At 70.6% G+C, this 17,282-nt stretch carries 17 protein-coding genes; 13 read left to right on the top strand and 4 right to left on the bottom strand.

What is annotated here, in order from left to right:
• Positions 1–86: 86 nt before the first annotated feature.
• From KCH87_RS15280 to KCH87_RS15290, 3 genes are all read right to left on the bottom strand, one after another.
• Positions 87–785, bottom strand: coding sequence for a L,D-transpeptidase (locus tag KCH87_RS15280; protein WP_210586610.1), 699 nt, complete (start codon positions 783–785; stop codon positions 87–89).
• Between the two features lie 3 nt (positions 786–788).
• A complete protein-coding gene (locus KCH87_RS15285) occupies positions 789–1,376 on the bottom strand; it encodes a pyridoxamine 5'-phosphate oxidase family protein (RefSeq protein ID WP_210586611.1) in 588 nt (195 codons plus the stop codon).
• 152 nt (positions 1,377–1,528) lie between these two features.
• Complete coding sequence (locus KCH87_RS15290) at positions 1,529–2,380, bottom strand: hypothetical protein (protein ID WP_210586612.1); 852 nt, start codon at positions 2,378–2,380, stop codon at positions 1,529–1,531.
• Between the two features lie 183 nt (positions 2,381–2,563).
• Here KCH87_RS15290 and KCH87_RS15295 point away from each other — a divergent pair, with 183 nt between their 5' ends.
• The 12 genes from KCH87_RS15295 to KCH87_RS15350 all read left to right on the top strand — a co-directional run bounded on the left by KCH87_RS15295 (position 2,564) and on the right by KCH87_RS15350 (position 14,932).
• Positions 2,564–3,757: an argininosuccinate synthase gene (locus KCH87_RS15295; protein ID WP_210586613.1), complete on the top strand. Its 1,194-nt coding sequence runs from the start codon at positions 2,564–2,566 to the stop codon at positions 3,755–3,757.
• 79 nt (positions 3,758–3,836) lie between these two features.
• Positions 3,837–5,270 carry an argininosuccinate lyase gene (gene argH, locus KCH87_RS15300; RefSeq protein ID WP_210586614.1) on the top strand — a complete coding sequence of 478 codons (1,434 nt, stop codon included), beginning with the start codon at positions 3,837–3,839 and terminating at the stop codon, positions 5,268–5,270.
• Positions 5,271–5,408: 138 nt separating this feature from the next.
• Positions 5,409–6,380 carry an aldo/keto reductase gene (locus KCH87_RS15305; protein ID WP_210586615.1) on the top strand — a complete coding sequence of 324 codons (972 nt, stop codon included), beginning with the start codon at positions 5,409–5,411 and terminating at the stop codon, positions 6,378–6,380.
• A gap of 80 nt (positions 6,381–6,460) precedes the next feature.
• Positions 6,461–7,012 carry a TetR/AcrR family transcriptional regulator gene (locus KCH87_RS15310; RefSeq protein ID WP_210586616.1) on the top strand — a complete coding sequence of 184 codons (552 nt, stop codon included), beginning with the start codon at positions 6,461–6,463 and terminating at the stop codon, positions 7,010–7,012.
• Entirely contained in the window at positions 7,009–8,532 is a 1,524-nt protein-coding gene (locus KCH87_RS15315) for an MFS transporter (protein ID WP_210586617.1), read from the top strand. Before KCH87_RS15310 ends, KCH87_RS15315 begins: the two co-directional genes overlap by 4 nt.
• A 158-nt stretch (positions 8,533–8,690) precedes the next feature.
• The gene (locus tag KCH87_RS15320) at positions 8,691–8,882 is read left to right on the top strand and encodes a hypothetical protein (RefSeq protein WP_210586618.1); all 192 of its coding nucleotides are present in this window, start codon (positions 8,691–8,693) and stop codon (positions 8,880–8,882) included.
• Positions 8,879–9,865, top strand: coding sequence for an AAA family ATPase (locus KCH87_RS15325; RefSeq protein WP_308298834.1), 987 nt, complete (start codon positions 8,879–8,881; stop codon positions 9,863–9,865). The genes KCH87_RS15320 and KCH87_RS15325 overlap by 4 nt, the downstream gene beginning before the upstream one ends.
• Positions 9,862–10,776, top strand: a complete 915-nt coding sequence (locus KCH87_RS15330; protein ID WP_210586619.1) for a DUF58 domain-containing protein — start codon at positions 9,862–9,864, stop codon at positions 10,774–10,776. Before KCH87_RS15325 ends, KCH87_RS15330 begins: the two co-directional genes overlap by 4 nt.
• Before the next feature lie 10 nt (positions 10,777–10,786).
• Entirely contained in the window at positions 10,787–11,737 is a 951-nt protein-coding gene (locus KCH87_RS15335) for a VWA domain-containing protein (RefSeq protein ID WP_210586620.1), read from the top strand.
• A 30-nt stretch (positions 11,738–11,767) separates the two neighbouring features.
• Positions 11,768–13,027, top strand: coding sequence for a trypsin-like peptidase domain-containing protein (locus tag KCH87_RS15340; protein ID WP_210586621.1), 1,260 nt, complete (start codon positions 11,768–11,770; stop codon positions 13,025–13,027).
• A 10-nt stretch (positions 13,028–13,037) separates the two neighbouring features.
• Complete coding sequence (locus KCH87_RS15345) at positions 13,038–13,706, top strand: response regulator transcription factor (protein WP_210586622.1); 669 nt, start codon at positions 13,038–13,040, stop codon at positions 13,704–13,706.
• Complete coding sequence (locus KCH87_RS15350) at positions 13,703–14,932, top strand: cell wall metabolism sensor histidine kinase WalK (RefSeq protein ID WP_210586623.1); 1,230 nt, start codon at positions 13,703–13,705, stop codon at positions 14,930–14,932. The genes KCH87_RS15345 and KCH87_RS15350 overlap by 4 nt, the downstream gene beginning before the upstream one ends.
• Before the next feature lie 97 nt (positions 14,933–15,029).
• Here KCH87_RS15350 and KCH87_RS15355 read toward each other — a convergent pair whose 3' ends face one another.
• On the bottom strand, positions 15,030–15,701 hold the full coding sequence (locus tag KCH87_RS15355; RefSeq protein ID WP_210586624.1) for a 1-acyl-sn-glycerol-3-phosphate acyltransferase: 672 nt from the start codon (positions 15,699–15,701) through the stop codon (positions 15,030–15,032).
• 398 nt (positions 15,702–16,099) lie between these two features.
• Here KCH87_RS15355 and KCH87_RS15360 point away from each other — a divergent pair, with 398 nt between their 5' ends.
• Positions 16,100–17,263, top strand: coding sequence for a glycerophosphodiester phosphodiesterase (locus tag KCH87_RS15360; RefSeq protein ID WP_210586625.1), 1,164 nt, complete (start codon positions 16,100–16,102; stop codon positions 17,261–17,263).
• The last annotated feature ends 19 nt before the right edge of the window (positions 17,264–17,282 follow it).

Raw genomic sequence — 17,282 nt, forward strand, 5'->3', positions numbered from 1 at the left:
GACGGGCTGTGGCCTTGGCCCACAGATACGTGCCGCGACGGCAGTGTGTTCAGCCGCTTACCGAGCAGGGTGCGCTCCGAGTGACATCAGTACCGCGTGATCGCCGTCGGCCCGCTCGTCGTCCCGATCGCGAGGTGCGGCGTGCGGCCGGGATCGGCCCATTGGAGGATCCGTCGCATCGCGTCCGCCGGCACCGACACACAACCGGCCGTCGCCCCGCGCCCGTTGACATGCAGGAAGATCCCGGCCCCGCGGCCGCGCACCGGCCTGCCGTAGTTGAAGTCGACGACCAGCGCGTGTGCGTACTGCGCCGTGTACGAGATCAGACGCTCCGACTGCGCGGCCCGGCAGTCGGCCGCCAGGGGCTCGGTCCAGCGGTTGTAGGAGCGTGAGTCGTTGTCCTGGCACCAGTAGGAGTTCCGGTTCACGGGACGGTACTTGTACGTCGTCCCGCGCGGCGCCGCTTTGATCCCGAAGGCGTACGGCAGCCCGTACAGCCCGGTGGGAGTGGTGTTCGTGCCCTGCTTGCGCGAGGCGCCCTCGGCGAGGCCGTTCGCGCCGAAGCGGGCCGCGGCGGAACCCGCCTTCACCCAGCGGCCGTCGCTCAGGTCCCACCAGGTGACCGTGCCCGTCGTGGCACCGGTGCGGGGCGCCACGGCCGTGATCAGCTGTGTGCCGCCGCCGGTGTCCGCCATCCGCGCGGGCAGCGGCGGGGCGCCGGTGGGCGTGGCACCGAGCATGAGGACGGACGAGGCGGCGAGGGTGGCGACGACACCGGGGTGCATGGCTCAGACGCTAGACGGCGGCAGCGGCAACGGCAGCCCGGGTAGGCCATCCAGGCTGGTTCCGATGTGTTCCTTTTTCTGGAAATAGGCGCTGAGCGAGGCGTCGTCCTCGCGCGCGAAGCGCTTGGCGTGCAGATCGCGGTCCTCGTCGTACGTCATGAGGGGCACCGCATAGCCGCAGCTGTCCCGGATGACCTCGGCGGTGACGACGATGACCGCGCGCAGCCCGTGTTGCGTCGGGTCGATGTCCGGGAAGTGGGCGAGGAACTCCGGGAAGCGGGGGTCGTCGCGGAAGACCGGCTCTCCGCGACCGTGCACGCGGACGATGTTCGGCGGGCCCTGGAAGGCGCACCACATGAGGGTGATCCGGCCGTTCTCGCGCAGGTGCGCGACGGTCTCCGCGTTGGAGCCCGCGAAGTCGAGGTAGGCGACGGTGTGTTCGTCGAGGATCACGAAGGAGCCCTTGAGGCCCTTGGGGGAGAGGTTGACCGTGCCGTCGCCGGAGAGCGGGGCGGTCGCGGTGAAGAAGAGGGGCTGCCCCTCGATGAACGTGCGGAGCCGGCCGTCTATGCGCTCATAAGTCTTTCCCATGTCTAACGATTATGCGCACAGTTAGTTCGCTTGTCTAAGGAATTGCCTGATCCGGTTGCGCCGAAGGTCGGCTGCATGGCTGCGCGGACGGCTGCCTGGACCGCGGCCGCCCCGGCCGGCGCTTGCACGGGGCGGCCACAGCGCCTGTCACGTCACTGAGTGACCGTGCAGGCGGCCAGGGAGTCCAGGCCCTGGGGCTTCTCGGCGGTGCGGCCGATGGAGATCGCGATGCGCTCGATGGCCGCGGTGCGCTTGCTCGCGAGCGGGCCCACGATGGCGTTCTGTACGAAGTTGGGGCCGCCCTGGCCGACGGTGTCGACCAGTCGCTGGTTGGCCTCGGCGATCTGCGTGTCGAGCAGGGCCAGGTTGCGGTCGACCTCGGCCTGGGCGGAGGCCGGGATCTCCGGCAGTTCGGAGGCAACGTCCGGACAGCTGATCGTGCCGACGCCGGTGTTCCCCGCGTCGTCGCCGGTGTCGCCGGCCCCCTCGGTGGCCGTGGCGCTCGGCGTGGCCCCGGCCTCGTCACCGGCTCCCGCCTCTTCGCCCGTGTCGGCCGCACCGTCGGCGCCGAGGGAGCAAGGTGCCAGCGCGTCGAGTCCCTGGGGCTTCTCGGCGGTACGGCCGATGGCGGTGGCGATGCGGTTGACCGTGGCGATGCGCTTGTCCTCGAGCGGGCCGAGGATGGCGTTCTGCACGAAGTTGGCGCCGCCCTCGCCGACGGTGTCGACGAGCCGCTGGTTGGCTTCGTCGATCTGGGTCTGGAGCAGGGCCAGGTTGCGGTCGACCTCGGCCTGGGCGGAGGCCGGGATCTCCGGCAGCTGGGACGCGACGTCCGGGCAGGTGATCGTGGCGGCGCCCGCCAGGGTCCGGGCGCTGTCGTTGCTCTTGGACGTCTCCCCGGCCAGGGCGGACTGGGCGATCACCGCGCCGGTCAGAACGACCGCGGCGGCGCCGCCGATGAACGCGACGCGTCGCTTGTTGTACTTCGGAAGAGCCCTGGACATGCGGATGCCTCACTCGGGTCGGGTGACTTGGTTGTTGTGCGGAGTTGATTGCGGACGCGGCGCCTGCGTCGGCGAGAGATACGGGAAAGCGGTTTCCCCCGTTCAAACCACCCCGGGATTGACGAATCATGCGGAGTTCTGCATACTCATGCATGCCAGAGAATGCACTGTAAGGAGAAACCCGTGACCGAGCGCGTCGTACTCGCCTACTCAGGCGGACTGGACACCTCCGTCGCCATCGGCTGGATCGCCGAGGAGACGGGCGCCGAGGTCATCGCCGTTGCGGTCGACGTCGGCCAGGGCGGCGAGGACCTGGACGTCATCCGTAAGCGCGCACTCGCCTGCGGTGCCGTCGAGGCCGAGGTCGCGGACGCCAGGGACGAGTTCGCCGAGGAGTACTGCCTCCCGGCGATCAAGGCCAACGCCCTCTACATGGACCGCTACCCGCTGGTCTCCGCCCTCTCCCGGCCGACGATCGTCAAGCACCTCGTCGCCGCCGCCCACAAGCACGGCGCCACCACGGTCGCCCACGGCTGCACCGGGAAGGGCAACGACCAGGTCCGCTTCGAGGCCGGCATCGTCGCCCTCGCCCCCGACCTCAAGTGCATCGCCCCGGTCCGCGACTACGCGATGACGCGTGACAAGGCGATCGCGTTCTGCGAGTCGAAGAACCTCCCGATCGCGACCACCAAGAAGTCCCCGTACTCCATCGACCAGAACGTCTTCGGACGCGCCGTCGAGACGGGCTTCCTGGAGGACATCTGGAACGGCCCGATCGAGGACATCTACGAGTACACCCAGAACCCGGCCACCCAGCGCGACGCCGACGAGGTGATCATCTCCTTCAAGGCGGGCGTCCCGGTCGCCGTCGACGGCAAGCCCGTCACCGTGCTCCAGGCCATCCAGCAGCTCAACGAGCGCGCCGGCGCCCAGGGCATCGGCCGGATCGACATGGTCGAGGACCGGCTCGTCGGCATCAAGTCCCGCGAGGTGTACGAGGCGCCGGGCGCGATCGCGCTGATCACCGCCCACCAGGAGCTGGAGAACGTCACCGTCGAGCGTGAACTCGCCCGCTACAAGCGGCAGGTCGAGCAGCGCTGGGGCGAGCTCGTCTACGACGGTCTCTGGTTCTCCCCGCTCAAGCGCGCCCTGGACGGCTTCATCGACGAGGCCAGCCAGCACGTCAACGGCGACATCCGGATGACCCTGCACGGTGGCCGCGCCGTCGTCACCGGCCGGCGCTCCGACACCTCGCTGTACGACTTCAACCTCGCCACGTACGACACGGGCGACACCTTCGACCAGGCCGCGGCCAAGGGCTTCATCGACATCTACAGCCTGTCGTCGAAGATCGCGTCGAAGCGGGACCAGGCGTAAGCGATAGCGTGAATGCCGCCTCCTCGCCCACGGGTGGGGAGGCGGCGGCACATCCGTATCTCGACTAGGAGCAACGCAAGTGAGCAGCAACAGCGGTGACGTACGGCTCTGGGGCGGCCGTTTCGCCGACGGTCCCGCCGAGGCCCTGGCGAAGCTGTCCGCCTCCGTCCACTTCGACTGGGTGCTCGCGCCCTACGACATCGCCGGGTCGCGTGCCCACGCGCGCGTGCTGCGCAAGGCGGGCCTGCTCACCGACGACGAGCTGACGCGGATGCTCGCCGGGCTCGACCAGCTGGAGGCGGATGTCGCGGACGGCTCGTTCGTCGGCACGATCGCCGACGAGGACGTCCACACCGCCCTGGAACGCGGCCTGTTGGAGCGCCTCGGCCCCGACCTGGGCGGCAAGCTGCGTGCGGGCCGGTCCAGGAACGACCAGGTCGCGACCCTCTTCCGGATGTATCTGCGGGACCACGCCCGGATCATCGGCGGTCTGGTCGCCGACCTCCAGGACGCGCTGATCGGCCTCGCCGAGGCCCACCCGGACGTGGCGATGCCCGGCCGCACCCACCTCCAGCACGCCCAGCCGGTGCTCTTCGCCCACCACGTCCTGGCCCACGTGCAGTCCCTGTCCCGGGACGCCGAGCGGCTGCGTCAGTGGGACGAGCGGACGGCGGTCTCCCCGTACGGCTCGGGCGCGCTGGCCGGTTCGTCCCTCGGCCTGGACCCGGAGGCGGTGGCGAAGGACCTCGGCTTCGAGCACGGCAGCGCCGCCAACTCCATCGACGGCACCGCGTCCCGTGACTTCGTCGCCGAGTTCGCCTTCATCACGGCGATGATCGGCGTGAACCTCTCCCGGATCGCCGAGGAGGTCATCATCTGGAACACGAAGGAGTTCTCCTTCGTGACCCTGCACGACGCCTTCTCCACCGGCTCGTCGATCATGCCGCAGAAGAAGAACCCGGACATCGCGGAGCTGGCGCGCGGCAAGTCCGGCCGCCTGATCGGCAACCTGACGGGCCTGATGGCGACGTTGAAGGCCCTCCCGCTCGCCTACAACCGCGACCTCCAGGAGGACAAGGAGCCGGTCTTCGACTCCTGCGACCAGCTGGAGGTCCTCCTGCCCGCCTTCACCGGCATGATGGCGACGCTCACCGTCCACCGCGAGCGCATGGCGGAACTGGCCCCGGCCGGGTTCTCCCTCGCCACCGACATCGCCGAGTGGCTGGTCAAGCAGGGCGTCCCCTTCCGCGTCGCCCACGAGGTCGCCGGCGAGTGCGTCAAGGTCGCCGAGGCCGAGAACAAGGAACTCGACGAACTGACCGACGACCAGTTCGCAAAGATCTCCGCCCACCTGACTCCTGAGGTGAGGTCGGTCCTGAACGTCCAGGGCGCCCTGGCCTCCCGCAACGGCAGGGGCGGTACGGCGCCGAGTGCGGTGGCCGTCCAGCTGGCCGAGGTCAAGTCGGATGTGGCGAAGCAGCACTCTTGGGCAACGGCTCGGCAGCAGGCCTGAGGGGCGCGGGGAACTGCGCGACAAGCCACGACGAACCCGCACCCGCCAAACCACCGCACAACTCGAGCTCTGAAGCGAAGGTCATCACGGGTTACGTTGGTCAGGAGCCGAAATGGAGCCGACCCGACGGAGCCCGCGATGCCCTTCGCAAAACTGGCAACGGCAACGACCCCCACCTGCCACATCGGCTTCGGTCTAGCCGCAATCGCCCGCCCCGGCTACATCAACCTGGGCCGAGACGAAGACCTCGGAGAGAACCGCAGCGTCGAAACGCTGCGCACCCGCACCCACGAACTCCTCGACGCCGCCTACTTCCAGGGCGTCCGCTACTTCGACGCGGCCCGCTCCTACGGCCGTTCGGAGGAGTTCCTCGCCGACTGGCTGAACGCCCGCCCCGACATCGACGACATCGTCGTGGGCAGCAAGTGGGGCTACACCTACACCGCCGGCTGGTCGGCGGACGCCGAGACGCACGAGGTCAAGGACCACGGCGTCGCGACGTACGAGCGGCAGCGCGCCGAGACCGGCACCCTGCTCGGCGACCGGCTCGACCTCTACCAGATCCACTCGGTGACCCCGGACAGCCCGGCCCTCACCGACAAGGAACTCCACGCCAGGCTCGCCGAGGCCGCCGCCGAGGGCCTGACCGTCGGCTTCTCCACCAGCGGCCCCGCCCAGGCCGACGCGATCCGGGCCGCGCTCGCCGTGACGGTCGACGGCGAGCCCCTCTTCCGCACCGTCCAGTCCACCTACAACGCCCTGGAGACTTCGGCAGGTCCGGCCCTCGCCGAGGCCCACGACGCCGGGCTCACGGTGATCGTCAAGGAGGCCATGGCCAACGGACGGCTCGCGGGACCGTATGCGCCGGACGCGCTGAAGGCCGTAGCGGAAGAAACGTCTCTGGGGTGCGATGCCGTAGCCCTCGCGCTGGTCCTGCGCCAGCCGTGGGCCGGTGTCGTCCTCTCCGGCGCCGCGACCGTCGTCCAGCTCGCGTCCAACCTGCACGCCGCCGTCGTGGATCTCGACGAGGAACAGCTGTCCCGGCTGGCCGCGCTGGTCGAGGACCCGCCCGCGTACTGGGAGCGGCGCGGGCAGCTGCCCTGGCACTGAGAAACCGCGGGGCCTCTATGCCGTGAGACGTGCATGCCCAGAATGAGACAAGAGTGTCTCACATGGGTTATTGTCGTCTCATGGCCGTCGACCGTGACCACATGCTGCGCAGCGCAGCCGCCCTGCTCACCCGGAAATCCACCGCGACCATGGACGAGGTCGCCAAGGCGGCCGGGATCAGCCGGGCCACGCTGCACCGCCACTTCGCCGGGCGCGACGCGCTCGTCCGGGCGCTGGAAGCGCTCGGTATCGCCGAGTGCGAGGCCGCGCTCGACGCGGCCCGCCTCGACGACGGCAACGCGAGTGACGCCGTACGGCGGCTCATCCGCGAGATAGAGCCCGCGGCCAAACTGCTCGCGTTCCTCTACACCGAGAACCAGCTGTTCGAGGGCGACGGGCAGAACGAGGGCTGGAACCGGATCGACGTCCGGATCGCCGCCCTGTTCCGGCGCGGCCAGGAGTCCGGCGAGTTCCGCATCGACCTCACCCCGGCCTGGCTCACCGAGGCGCTGTACGGCCTGATGGCCTCCGGCGCCTGGGCCGTCCAGGAGGGCAGGGTCGCGGCCAACGACTTCACCCACATGATCGCCGAGCTGCTGCTCGGCGGCGCGGTACGGAGAGAGGAACCATGACCAGCATCCTGCAGCCGGTGAACACGACCGAGGCGGTGAAGCGTCCCGGCCGTTGGCTCGCGCTGTCCGTCCTCGTGCTCGCCGTGCTGCTGGTGGCCGTCGACGCGACCGTCCTCGGTCTCGCGACCCCCTACATCAGCGAGGACCTGAAGCCCTCGGGCACCCAGCTCCTGTGGATAGGTGACGTCTACTCGTTCGTGATCGCCGGTCTGCTCGTCTCCATGGGCAGCCTCGGCGACCGCATCGGCCGCAAGCGGATCCTGCTCGTCGGCGCCGCGGCGTTCGGCGCGATATCCGTGCTCAACGCCTATGCGACGACACCGGAGATGATGATCGCGGCCCGGGCGCTGCTCGGTGTCGCGGGCGCGACGCTCATGCCCGCCACGCTCGCCCTGATCCGCAACCTCTTCCACGACCCGCGCGAACGCAGCCTCGCCGTCGGCATCTGGGGCGCGACCGCCTCCGCCGGTACGGCCGTCGGGCCGATCGTGGGCGGCTTCCTGCTCGAACACTTCTGGTGGGGCTCGGTCTTCCTGATCAACCTGCCCGTGATGGCGGTCCTGGTCGTCGTCGGCATCAAGATGCTGCCGGAGTCGCGCAATCCGCACCCCGGCCCGTGGGACCTGGCAAGCGTCGTGCTGTCGCTGGTCGGCATGGTCGCGATCGTGTACGCCGTGAAGGAGCTCGCCTCCCACGGCCTCACCGGGGAGACGGTCGCCGCGGGCGTGCTGGGCGCGGCCTCGCTGTACTGGTTCGTGCGCCGCCAACTCACCCTGCCGACCCCGCTGCTGGACATGCGGCTGTTCCGTAAGCGCGGCTTCAGCGGGGCGGTCCTGGCCGACCTGCTGACCATTCTCGGCCTGTCGGGGCTGGTGTTCTTCCTCTCGCAGTACCTGCAACTCGTCCAGGGCAGGGGCCCGTTCGAGGCAGGCCTGGCCGAACTGCCGGCTGCGATCGGCGCGGTGGCGGCCGGTCTGATCGCCGGCCGCGCGGCCCGGCGCTTCTCCGTGCGCGCCGTCGTCTCGGGCGGCCTCGCGGCGGTCGGCCTGGCACTGGCCGCGCTGACGGTGATCGACCAGTCCACGGGCTATCCGCTGCTGGGCGCGGCACTGCTGGTCGTAGGCATCGGCGCAGGCTTCTCGTTCACCATCACCGCGGACGTCATCCTCTCCAGCGTGCCGAAGGAACAGGCGGGCGCGGCGTCGGCGGTCTCCGAGACGGCGTACGAGCTGGGCGCGGCCCTGGGAATCGCCGTGCTCGGCTCGATCGTCACGGGCGTGTACCGGGGCTTCGCCGGTCCGGCGGGCACTCCGGAGGCGGCGCACGAATCGCTGGGCGGTGCGGTGGAGGCGGCGACGGATCTACCTGCGCAGACGTCCGAGGCGATGCTGGACGCGGCCAGGCAGTCCTTCGTGGACGGCCTCACCATTGCCGCAGGCGCGGGAGCAGCGGTCTTGCTGGCTGCGGCGGTAGCGGCATGGTTCATGCTGCGAAACCAACGGCTGGACAGCCGACCTTGAGGGGCGCGGGGAACTGCGCGATCAGCCCCCACGGACCCGCAGTCTCCCCCCATCCCCAGCCAGCCCCTACATCCGGCTTTAAGCCCGTTTTCGGCCCCGCCTGATGGTCTTGGCTCCGTACCCGACGTCGTTCACCACGGCTGAAGGAGCCAAAGACCATGACCGGACGTACCCGCAAGTTGGTAGTCACCGGCGCCGCACTGGCAATCGCCGGCCTCGCCGGAGGCGGCGTCGCCCTCGCCGCCGACGGCGACGAGCCGCCCCGCGACCAGATCAGGTTCGTCGTCGAGGAAAGCAGCAGCGTCACGAGTGACGACGACTGCCCGGAGAAGGGCAGCTCGGCGCTGTGAGCCCCACAACCCCCGAGGACAAACTCCTCGAAGAGGCCCTCTTCGAGGTCAAGAGGGTGATCGTCGGTCAGGACCGCATGGTGGAGCGGATGTTCACCGCGCTCCTGGCCCGCGGCCACTGTCTGCTGGAGGGCGTGCCTGGCGTCGCCAAGACGCTCGCCGCGAAGACGCTCGCGCATGTCGCCGGCGGACGCTTCGCCCGGCTCCAGTTCACCCCCGACCTCGTCCCGTCCGACATCACCGGCACCCGGATCTACCGTCCGTCCCGGGAGGCGTTCGACATCGAACCCGGACCGGTGATCGCCAACGTCGTCCTCGCCGACGAGATCAACCGAGCCCCCGCCAAGGTGCAGTCCGCGCTCCTGGAAGTCATGGGGGAACACCAGGTGTCCATCGGCGGCACCACGATCCCCGTCCCCGAGCCGTTCCTCGTGCTCGCCACCCAGAACCCGATCGAGTCCGAGGGCGTCTACCGCCTCCCCGAGGCCCAGCGCGACCGCTTCCTGCTCAAGGTGGACGTCGCCACGCCCAGCGAGTCCGAGGAACTCGCCATCCTCTACCGGATGAGCGTCGACCCGCCGCGCCCGCGCCGCGTCCTGACGCCCGAACAGCTGATCACCCTCCAGCGCTCGGCGGACCAGGTGTTCGTGCATCACGCGGTCGCCGAGTACGCCGTACGACTGGTCTGCGCGACCCGCGAACAGGCGGGCCCGGAGCGGAGGCTGGCGCACGGCGCGGGCCCGCGTGCCACGCTCGGCCTGGTCGCCGCCGCCCGCGCCCTGGCCCTGCTGCGGGGCCGCGGTTACGTACTCCCGGCCGACGTCGGCGACCTGGCGCACGAGGTCGTCGCGCACCGTCTGGTGCTGTCCTTCGACGCGCTCGCCGACGGCATCGAACCCGGCGCGATCGTCGACGAGGTCCTGGCGGCGGTCGAGCAGCCCCGCATCAGCCCGCGTCAGGCCGCCGAGGAGGAAGCGGCATGAGCAGCACACCGACGCTCCGCGAACTCACCCCCGAACAGGCCCTGAAACACCTGGAGTTGATCTTCACCCGTCGCCCCGACGGACTCCTCCAGGGAGACCACTCCGCCCTCCACCCCGGCCCCGGCAGCGAAGTCTCCGAGAGCCGCCCGTACGTCATCGGCGACGACGTACGCCGCATGGACTGGAACGCCACCGCCCGCACCACCGTCCCCCACGTCCGCCTCACCCTCGCCGACCGCGAACTCACCACCTGGATCGTCCTCGACGCCTCCGCCAGCATGGACTTCGGCACCGCCCGCATGGAGAAACGGGACCTCGCGGTGGGCGCGGCGGCGGCCGTCGCCTTCCTCACCGAGCGGGCCGGCAACCGGCTCGGCGCACAGATCACCGGTCCGTACGGCAGCCTGCGGATACCGCCGCGCACCGGACGCCACCACCTGCTGACGATCCTGCGCGCCGCCCTCGACCGCCCCCGGGTGAGCCCGGGCATCCCCGAACACACCCTCGCCGACGCCCTGGTCGCCCTGCGCGCGCTGCCCGCACGCGGGCTCGTCGCCGTCGTCTCCGACTTCCTGGAGACCGGCTGGGAGCAGCCGCTGCGCGTCGCGGCCCGCCGCCACCAGGTGCTCGCCGTCGAGACCGTCGATCCGCGCGAGCTGGAGCTGCCCGCCGTCGGACTGCTCACCGTCGTCGACCCGGAGACCGGGCGCAGACGCGAAATCCCCACCCACGCACGGAAGTTGCGCGAACGGTACGCCGCTGCCGCGCTGGAGCAGCGGGCCGTCATCAAGCAGTCCATACGCGGCGCGGGCGCCGCCCACCTCAGGCTTCGCACCGACCGGGACTGGGTGAAGGACGTCGTCCGGTACGTCGAGGACCAGCGGCGCCGTGCGGGAGGCGGCGCCGCATGAAGGGGGTCCGATGAGTCTGCGTTCGCCCGGATGGCTGCTGCTCCTGGTGCCGCTCGCCGGACTGATCGGCGCGTATCTGCTGGTGCAGCGCAGGCGCCGCCGCTACGCCGTCCGGTTCACCAACCTCGATCTGCTCGACAAGGTGGCGCCCCATCGGCCGGGCTGGCGGCGGCACGTCCCGGCTGCTGCCTTCTGCGCGATGCTCGGGCTGCTGATCGTCGGGTTCGCGCGTCCCACCGCAGATGTGCAGGTGCCGCGCGAGCGGGCCACGATCATGATCGCCTTCGATGTCTCCGGCTCCATGGAGGCCACCGACGTCGAGCCCACCCGCATGGAAGCGGCCAAGCGCGCCGCCGTTACTTTCGTCGACCGGCTGCCCGAGCGGTTCAACGCCGGACTGGTGCCGTTCAGCGGTACCACCACCGTCGCGGTCCCGCCGACCACCGACCGCGTGGTGCTGCGCCGGGCCATCGAACAGCTCACCCCGGGTCAGGCCACGGCGATCGGCGACGCCGTGATCGCTTCGCGAGACGCGATCCGGACACTCGACAAGGAGGCCGAGACCGAGCCGCCGCCCGCACACATCGTGCTGCTGTCCGACGGCGCCAACACCGCAGGCCGCTCGGTGGAGTCGGCAGCCGCGGAGATCGCCGCCGACCGCATCCCGGTCTCGACGATCGCGTACGGCACCGAGGACGGGGTCATCGAGTTCCCGGACGGCCGTGTCCTGCGGGTCCCCGTCGACGGCCCCGCACTGGAGGATCTCGCCGAGCGCACGGGCGGCGACTTCCACGAGGCCGCGACGGGAGAGGAGCTCCAGGACGTCTACGAGGACATCGGCAGCTCCGTCGGCCACCGCACCGAGGAACGTGAGATCTGGCAGTGGTTCGTGGCCGCCGGTCTCATCACGGCCCTGGCCGCCGCCGCGACCTCGCTGCTCTGGTTCTCCCGGCTGCCCTGACGGGACCCATTCACCGACGTTGGAGGAACGATGCCCGACCAGTCGTACACCGGCCCTCCCGGATCCCCGGGGCCCGCGGTACCGACCCGCCCACCGGGGCGTACGGATCCCAGCGGGCCGCAGACGCCGGGGGAGCAGGGGGAGATACCCGCGCCGGCCGGTCCCGGAGCCGGCCCTCACGGGGAGCGCGGTGCGCCGGGGCAGGGCCTGGCGTCGGCCGCCCCTGGTCTCGGCGGTGTGGCGGACGCCGGTGATTCGGGCGAGGGCGCGGCGGCCGCCGGTCCTGGCTCTGGCCCCGGTCCCGGTCCCGGTTCCGGCCCGGACGGCGAGGCCCAGAGTACGGGCGCGGATGCTGCCGAGCCCCGGCTCGGCCCCGACCGGGGCTCCGATGCCGGGCGTACGCGTTCCGCGCCTGACACCGTCCCCCATCTCGGCCTCGGCCACCCACGCGGCCCCGCCTTCCTTCCCGGCCGGCCGCCGGCGCCCCACGCCGTGGACGCCACCGGACAGACCCCGGCCGTCACTTACACCACTCCGCAATCGCCGCTCCCGTCCCCTCCCCGCACCACCACCCGCCGCCCCCTCACCGCCGCGATCCTCGCCGCCGTCCTCACGGGCGGGTGCGCCGGATACGTCGCCGGAGCCTTCGGAGACCGCGACCCCGCCGCCCCGGCCGTCACCGCAGCCTCCGGGGACCTGGAAGCCGTGGCCGCCCGTGTCCTGCCCAGCGTCGTCTCCGTGGTGACCGCGTCCGGGCAGGGGTCGGGGTTCGTGTTCGACGAGCGGGGGCGGATCCTCACCAACGCGCATGTGGTGGAGGGAAGTTCTCGGGTGTCCGTCGAGCTCCAGGACGGACGGAGGCTGAGCGCCGAGGTGATCGGCGACGACCCCGCGCACGACGTGGCCGTGCTGGAGCCGGAGACCGCACGGGGACTGCGGGCCGCCGAGCTGGCCACCGCCGGCCGTCCGGCCGTCGGCGACACGGTCCTCGCGATCGGCTCCCCGCTCGGCCTGAGCGGCACCGTCACCTCCGGCATCGTGAGCGCCCTGGACCGGGCCGTGACCCTGGGGGAGGGCGCCGGGCGACAGCAGCGCGCCCTCCAGACCGACGCCTCGATCAACCCCGGCAACTCCGGCGGCCCGCTGGTCGACGACGACGGACGGGTCATCGGCATCAATACGGCCATCGCGACGTTGGACCAGCAAAGGGGCGGCTCCATCGGCATCGGCTTCGCGATCCCCGTGGCCGATGCGGCGGACGCCGCGCAGACCATCATCGACGGTGGGTAGGTGGTCGTACATGAGGCTGCTCGTGGTCGAGGACGAGGAAGACCTGGTCGTCGCGCTCAAGGTCGGGCTGGTCAGGGCGGGCTACGCCGTCGATGTCGCCCCGGACGTCGACACCGCGACGGAGAAGCTCGCCGTCAACGACTACGACCTGGTCCTGCTGGACCTCAACCTGCCCGACGGGGACGGCTTCTCGGTGTGCCGGGCCATCCGCACCACCCCCGGCGGCCCCCGCATCCTGATGCTCACTGCCCGCGACCGGCTCGCCGACCGGGTGCGCGGCCTCGACGAGGGCGCCGACGACTACCTCGTCAAACCCTTCGCCCTGCCCGAACTCCTCGCCCGCATCAGGGCGTTGCTCCGCCGCGAGGACGGCGGCACCTCGGTCGTCGAGGTCGGCGAACTCCGGCTGGACACCGCCCGCTTCGAGGCGTACCGCGGTGCTCGCCAACTCCTGCTCACACCCAAGGAGTTCGGCGTCCTGCACTATCTGATGACCCGCCCCGGACGCGTCGTACCGACCGAGGAGCTGCTGGAGCACGTGTGGGACGAGCACGCCGACCCGTTCACCAACACCGTGCGCGTCACGGTCGGTTCGCTGCGCCGGAAGATCACCGGTGAGGAGGAGCCGCTCATCGAGACGGTGATACGGCAGGGCTACCGGCTGAAGGAGACGTCATGAAGCGCCCACGCCTTCCCCGCCGCCTCCGCTTCCGCCTCCCGGCCTTCACCCACACCATCCGCTTCCGCCTCACCGTCCTCTACTCCGGCCTCCTCTTCGTCCTCACCGCACTCGTCCTGGGCGGCACCTACCTGGCCGTGGAGCGCAGCGGCGAGGCGCACCCCGTCACCAACCAGTTCTCCGTCACGAAGATCAGGGACGGTCAGGAGATCGGCGAGTTCGACGCGGTGAAGGTCCAGGAGGTCGAGGCGGCCGTCAACTACGAGACGCTCGCCAACCTCCGCCGCTTCTCCCTCGGCCTGCTGGGTGGCCTCGCCGTCGCCAGCCTCGCCATCGGCTGGATCCTCTCCGGCCGCGCGCTGCGCCCCGTGCGCTCCATCTCCCGTACGGCCGCCGAGATCCAGGCCACCGACCTCTCCCAGCGCATCCGCCTGGGCGGCCCCAAGGACGAGCTGCGCGACCTCGCCGACACCGTCGACTCCATGCTCGACCGGCTCGACGAGGCGTTCCGCGCCCAGCGTCAGCTGATCGACGACGCCTCCCACGAGCTGCGCAGCCCGCTCGCCATCATCCGCGCCAATGTGGACGCCGTCCTCACGGCCGAGGAGTCCGACGAGGAGGAGCGGCGCATCGCCGCCCGCAGCGTCGACCGGGCCACCACCCGGATGACCCGTCTCGTCGAGGACCTGCTCGCCACCGCCCGCCGCAGCGCGCCCGCGCTCGCCGACGCCGATGTCGACCTGGCCACCGCGGCGTCCGAGGCCTGCGAGGACTTCGCTCCCCTCGCCGTCGAACGCGGTCTCACCCTGCACCGCCGCCTCGCCACCGGCCTGACCGTCATCGGCGACCACGACGCCCTGCGCCGCGCCGTCGGCAACCTGCTCTCCAACGCCGTACGACTCTCCCCGCCCGGCACCCTCATCACGGTCGCGGCGGGCCGCACAGCGGGCTGGCTCTGGGTGGCCGTACGCGACGAAGGCCCCGGCATCCTCGACGACGACCAGTCCCGAGTCTTCGACCGCTTCTGGCGCGCCAGGGGCAACGGCGGAGGCCGCGACCGCCACGCGGGCCTGGGCCTGGCCATAGTCCGCCAGATAGTGGAGTCACACGGCGGCCAGATCCGCCTGCACTCAAGGGTGGGGCAAGGCTCGACGTTCGTACTGTGGTTTCCCGCGCCGGGCGCCGAACACACAAACGGCGGCCCACCCGAGGAACAACCAACGTGAGCCTGCTATCGGGCCGCGGTGGTGCGCCCCTTTAGGGGCGCGGGGAACTGCGCGACCAGCCCCAACGGACCCGCAGCCAACAGGACAACCCGCAGGACTACGCTGCCTTGGCTTTCGTGGCGTACATATCGACGTACTCCTGCCCCGACAACCGCATGACCTCAGCCATCACAGAGTCGGTCACAGCACGCAGCACGTACCGGTCACGGTCCATCCCCTCGTACCGCGAAAACTCCATCGCCTCGCCGAAGCGGACAGTCACGCGGCCGGGCCGCGGAATCCCCGCACCCCCCGGCTGCAACTTGTCCGTGCCGATCGTCGCGAACGGCACGACCGGCGCACCCGTCATCAACGTCAGCCGCGCGATACCCGTACGGCCCCGGTACAGACGCCCGTCGGGCGAGCGCGTGCCCTCCGGGTAGATACCGAAGACCCTGCCCTCCTCAAGGATCCGGCGGCCGGTCATCAGTGCGGCCACACCGCCGCTCGCGCCGTCCCGGTCCACGGGGATCATGCCGACGCCGGTGAAGAACCAGGCCATCAGCCGGCCCTTGAGGCCCTTGCCGGTGACGTACTCGTCCTTGCCGATGAAGAGGACCTGGCGGTTGCAGACCAGCGGCAGCACGATCGAGTCGATGAACGTGAGGTGGTTGCCGGCCAGGATGACCGGGCCGTCGCCCGGGATGTGCTCCGCGCCCTCCACCCGTGGGCGGAACATCAGGCGCATGATCGGTCCGAGCACTGCCTTGATGAGCACGAAGCGGGACAACGGGCCCTCCGGTGTCAAGGGGATGGCGAGGAATCTGTATAAGTCTGTGCAGGTGAGGACGATACTCGCGGTCCCCGGGGTAGCGCACATCGGGATTGTCGGGTTCACCGAGGTCTTACGCACTGTTGACCCAGGTTTACCTGCGGTGGCGTCCCGTTGCGCACCGGTAATCCGCCCGGAACGATGTGACGGAGGTCGCGCCCGCCGGGGAGGAGAGCCTCAACCGTGGCAACTGAGCGTCTACCCGGAACGATGCGTCCGATGCCGACGAACCGTCAGAACTCTGTCCCCATGCGACATCAGGCGTCACCCCCGTGTTCCGACCCCGGTCTCCCGTTCGTCATGTGCACGCACTTACGATCGGCCCGCAGCGACGGGCCGATCGAGGGATGGCGCACATGGGCACGCAGGAGTCGAACGAGCAGGCACGCGGGACCGGACGACGGGCAGTGCTCGGCGCGGCGATGCTGGGCGCGGGCGGAGCGGTCCTCGGGCTGCCCGGTACGGCGAGCGCCGACGCTCGGCACGGGGGCGGCGGTGTGAAGAGCCTGCCCGTACCGACGATCATCGGTCACCGGGGTGCCAGCGGCTACCGCCCGGAGCACACCTTCGGCTCGTACCAGCTGGCCCTCGACATGGGTGCCGACGTCGTCGAGGCCGGCGACCTGGTACCCACGAGGGACGGCCACCTCGTCTGCCGCCACGAGCCCGAGATCGGCGGCACCACGGACGTCGCCGACCACCCCGAGTTCGCGAGCCGCAAGACGACCAAGCTCCTCGACGGCGTCTCCACCACCGGCTGGTTCACCGAGGACTTCACGCTCGCCGAGCTGAAGACCCTCCGCGCGAAGGAGCGCATCCCGGCCAACCGCCCGCACAACAACCTCTACAACGGCCGCTGGGAGATCCCCACCTTCGAAGAGGTGCTCCACTGGCAGGACGAGCAGACCCGCAAGCGCGGCAAGCAGGTCTGGATCTACCCCGAGACCAAGCACCCCACCTACTTCCGCAAGCTCGGCCTCGGCCTGGAGGAGCGGCTCGCCAAGGTGCTGCGCAAGCACGGCAAGGACAGGAAGAACTCGCCGGTCATCATCCAGTCCTTCGAGCCGAGCAGCATCCAGCGCCTGAACAAGCTGGTGGACAACCCGCTCGCGGTGCTGCTGGACGCGGCGAACACCCGCCCCTTCGACTTCGTCACGACGGGTGACCCGCGTACGGTCGCCGACCTCGTCAAGCCCGAGGGCCTGAAGTGGATCGCCTCCTTCGCGAACGGGATCGGTCCGACCCTGGACCTGATCATCCCGAAGGACGCGAACGGTTACCTCACCACGCCCACCACGCTGGTCAAGGACGCCCACGCGGCGGGCCTGATCCTGCACCCGTACACCATGCGCAACGAGAACCCCTTCCTGCCGGCGAACTTCCGCAAGGGCACCGACGCGGACGCCTACGGCGATGTCTTCGGCGCCTACAAGGTGTGGTTCGCGACCGGCATCGACGGCGTGTTCACCGACAACCCGGACACCGGCCTGCTGGCCCGCGAGGACTTCGTCAACGGCTGAGCCCTCCACCCCGGTTGGG

The sequence above is a fragment of the Streptomyces sp. GESEQ-35 genome (genome assembly GCF_017948485.1).
GTDB lineage: Bacteria > Actinomycetota > Actinomycetes > Streptomycetales > Streptomycetaceae > Streptomyces.

What these genes read in the sequence shown, in the direction of transcription:
- KCH87_RS15280 (WP_210586610.1), bottom strand. Translation starts at nt 785, where the DNA reads ATGCACCCCGGTGTCGTCGCCACCCTCGCCGCCTCGTCCGTCCTCATG.
- KCH87_RS15285 (WP_210586611.1), bottom strand. Translation starts at nt 1,376, where the DNA reads ATGGGAAAGACTTATGAGCGCATAGACGGCCGGCTCCGCACGTTCATC.
- KCH87_RS15290 (WP_210586612.1), bottom strand. Translation starts at nt 2,380, where the DNA reads ATGTCCAGGGCTCTTCCGAAGTACAACAAGCGACGCGTCGCGTTCATC.
- KCH87_RS15305 (WP_210586615.1), top strand. Translation starts at nt 5,409, where the DNA reads ATGCCCTTCGCAAAACTGGCAACGGCAACGACCCCCACCTGCCACATC.
- KCH87_RS15310 (WP_210586616.1), top strand. Translation starts at nt 6,461, where the DNA reads ATGGCCGTCGACCGTGACCACATGCTGCGCAGCGCAGCCGCCCTGCTC.
- KCH87_RS15315 (WP_210586617.1), top strand. Translation starts at nt 7,009, where the DNA reads ATGACCAGCATCCTGCAGCCGGTGAACACGACCGAGGCGGTGAAGCGT.
- KCH87_RS15320 (WP_210586618.1), top strand. Translation starts at nt 8,691, where the DNA reads ATGACCGGACGTACCCGCAAGTTGGTAGTCACCGGCGCCGCACTGGCA.
- KCH87_RS15330 (WP_210586619.1), top strand. Translation starts at nt 9,862, where the DNA reads ATGAGCAGCACACCGACGCTCCGCGAACTCACCCCCGAACAGGCCCTG.
- KCH87_RS15335 (WP_210586620.1), top strand. Translation starts at nt 10,787, where the DNA reads ATGAGTCTGCGTTCGCCCGGATGGCTGCTGCTCCTGGTGCCGCTCGCC.
- KCH87_RS15340 (WP_210586621.1), top strand. Translation starts at nt 11,768, where the DNA reads ATGCCCGACCAGTCGTACACCGGCCCTCCCGGATCCCCGGGGCCCGCG.
- KCH87_RS15345 (WP_210586622.1), top strand. Translation starts at nt 13,038, where the DNA reads ATGAGGCTGCTCGTGGTCGAGGACGAGGAAGACCTGGTCGTCGCGCTC.
- KCH87_RS15350 (WP_210586623.1), top strand. Translation starts at nt 13,703, where the DNA reads ATGAAGCGCCCACGCCTTCCCCGCCGCCTCCGCTTCCGCCTCCCGGCC.
- KCH87_RS15360 (WP_210586625.1), top strand. Translation starts at nt 16,100, where the DNA reads ATGGGCACGCAGGAGTCGAACGAGCAGGCACGCGGGACCGGACGACGG.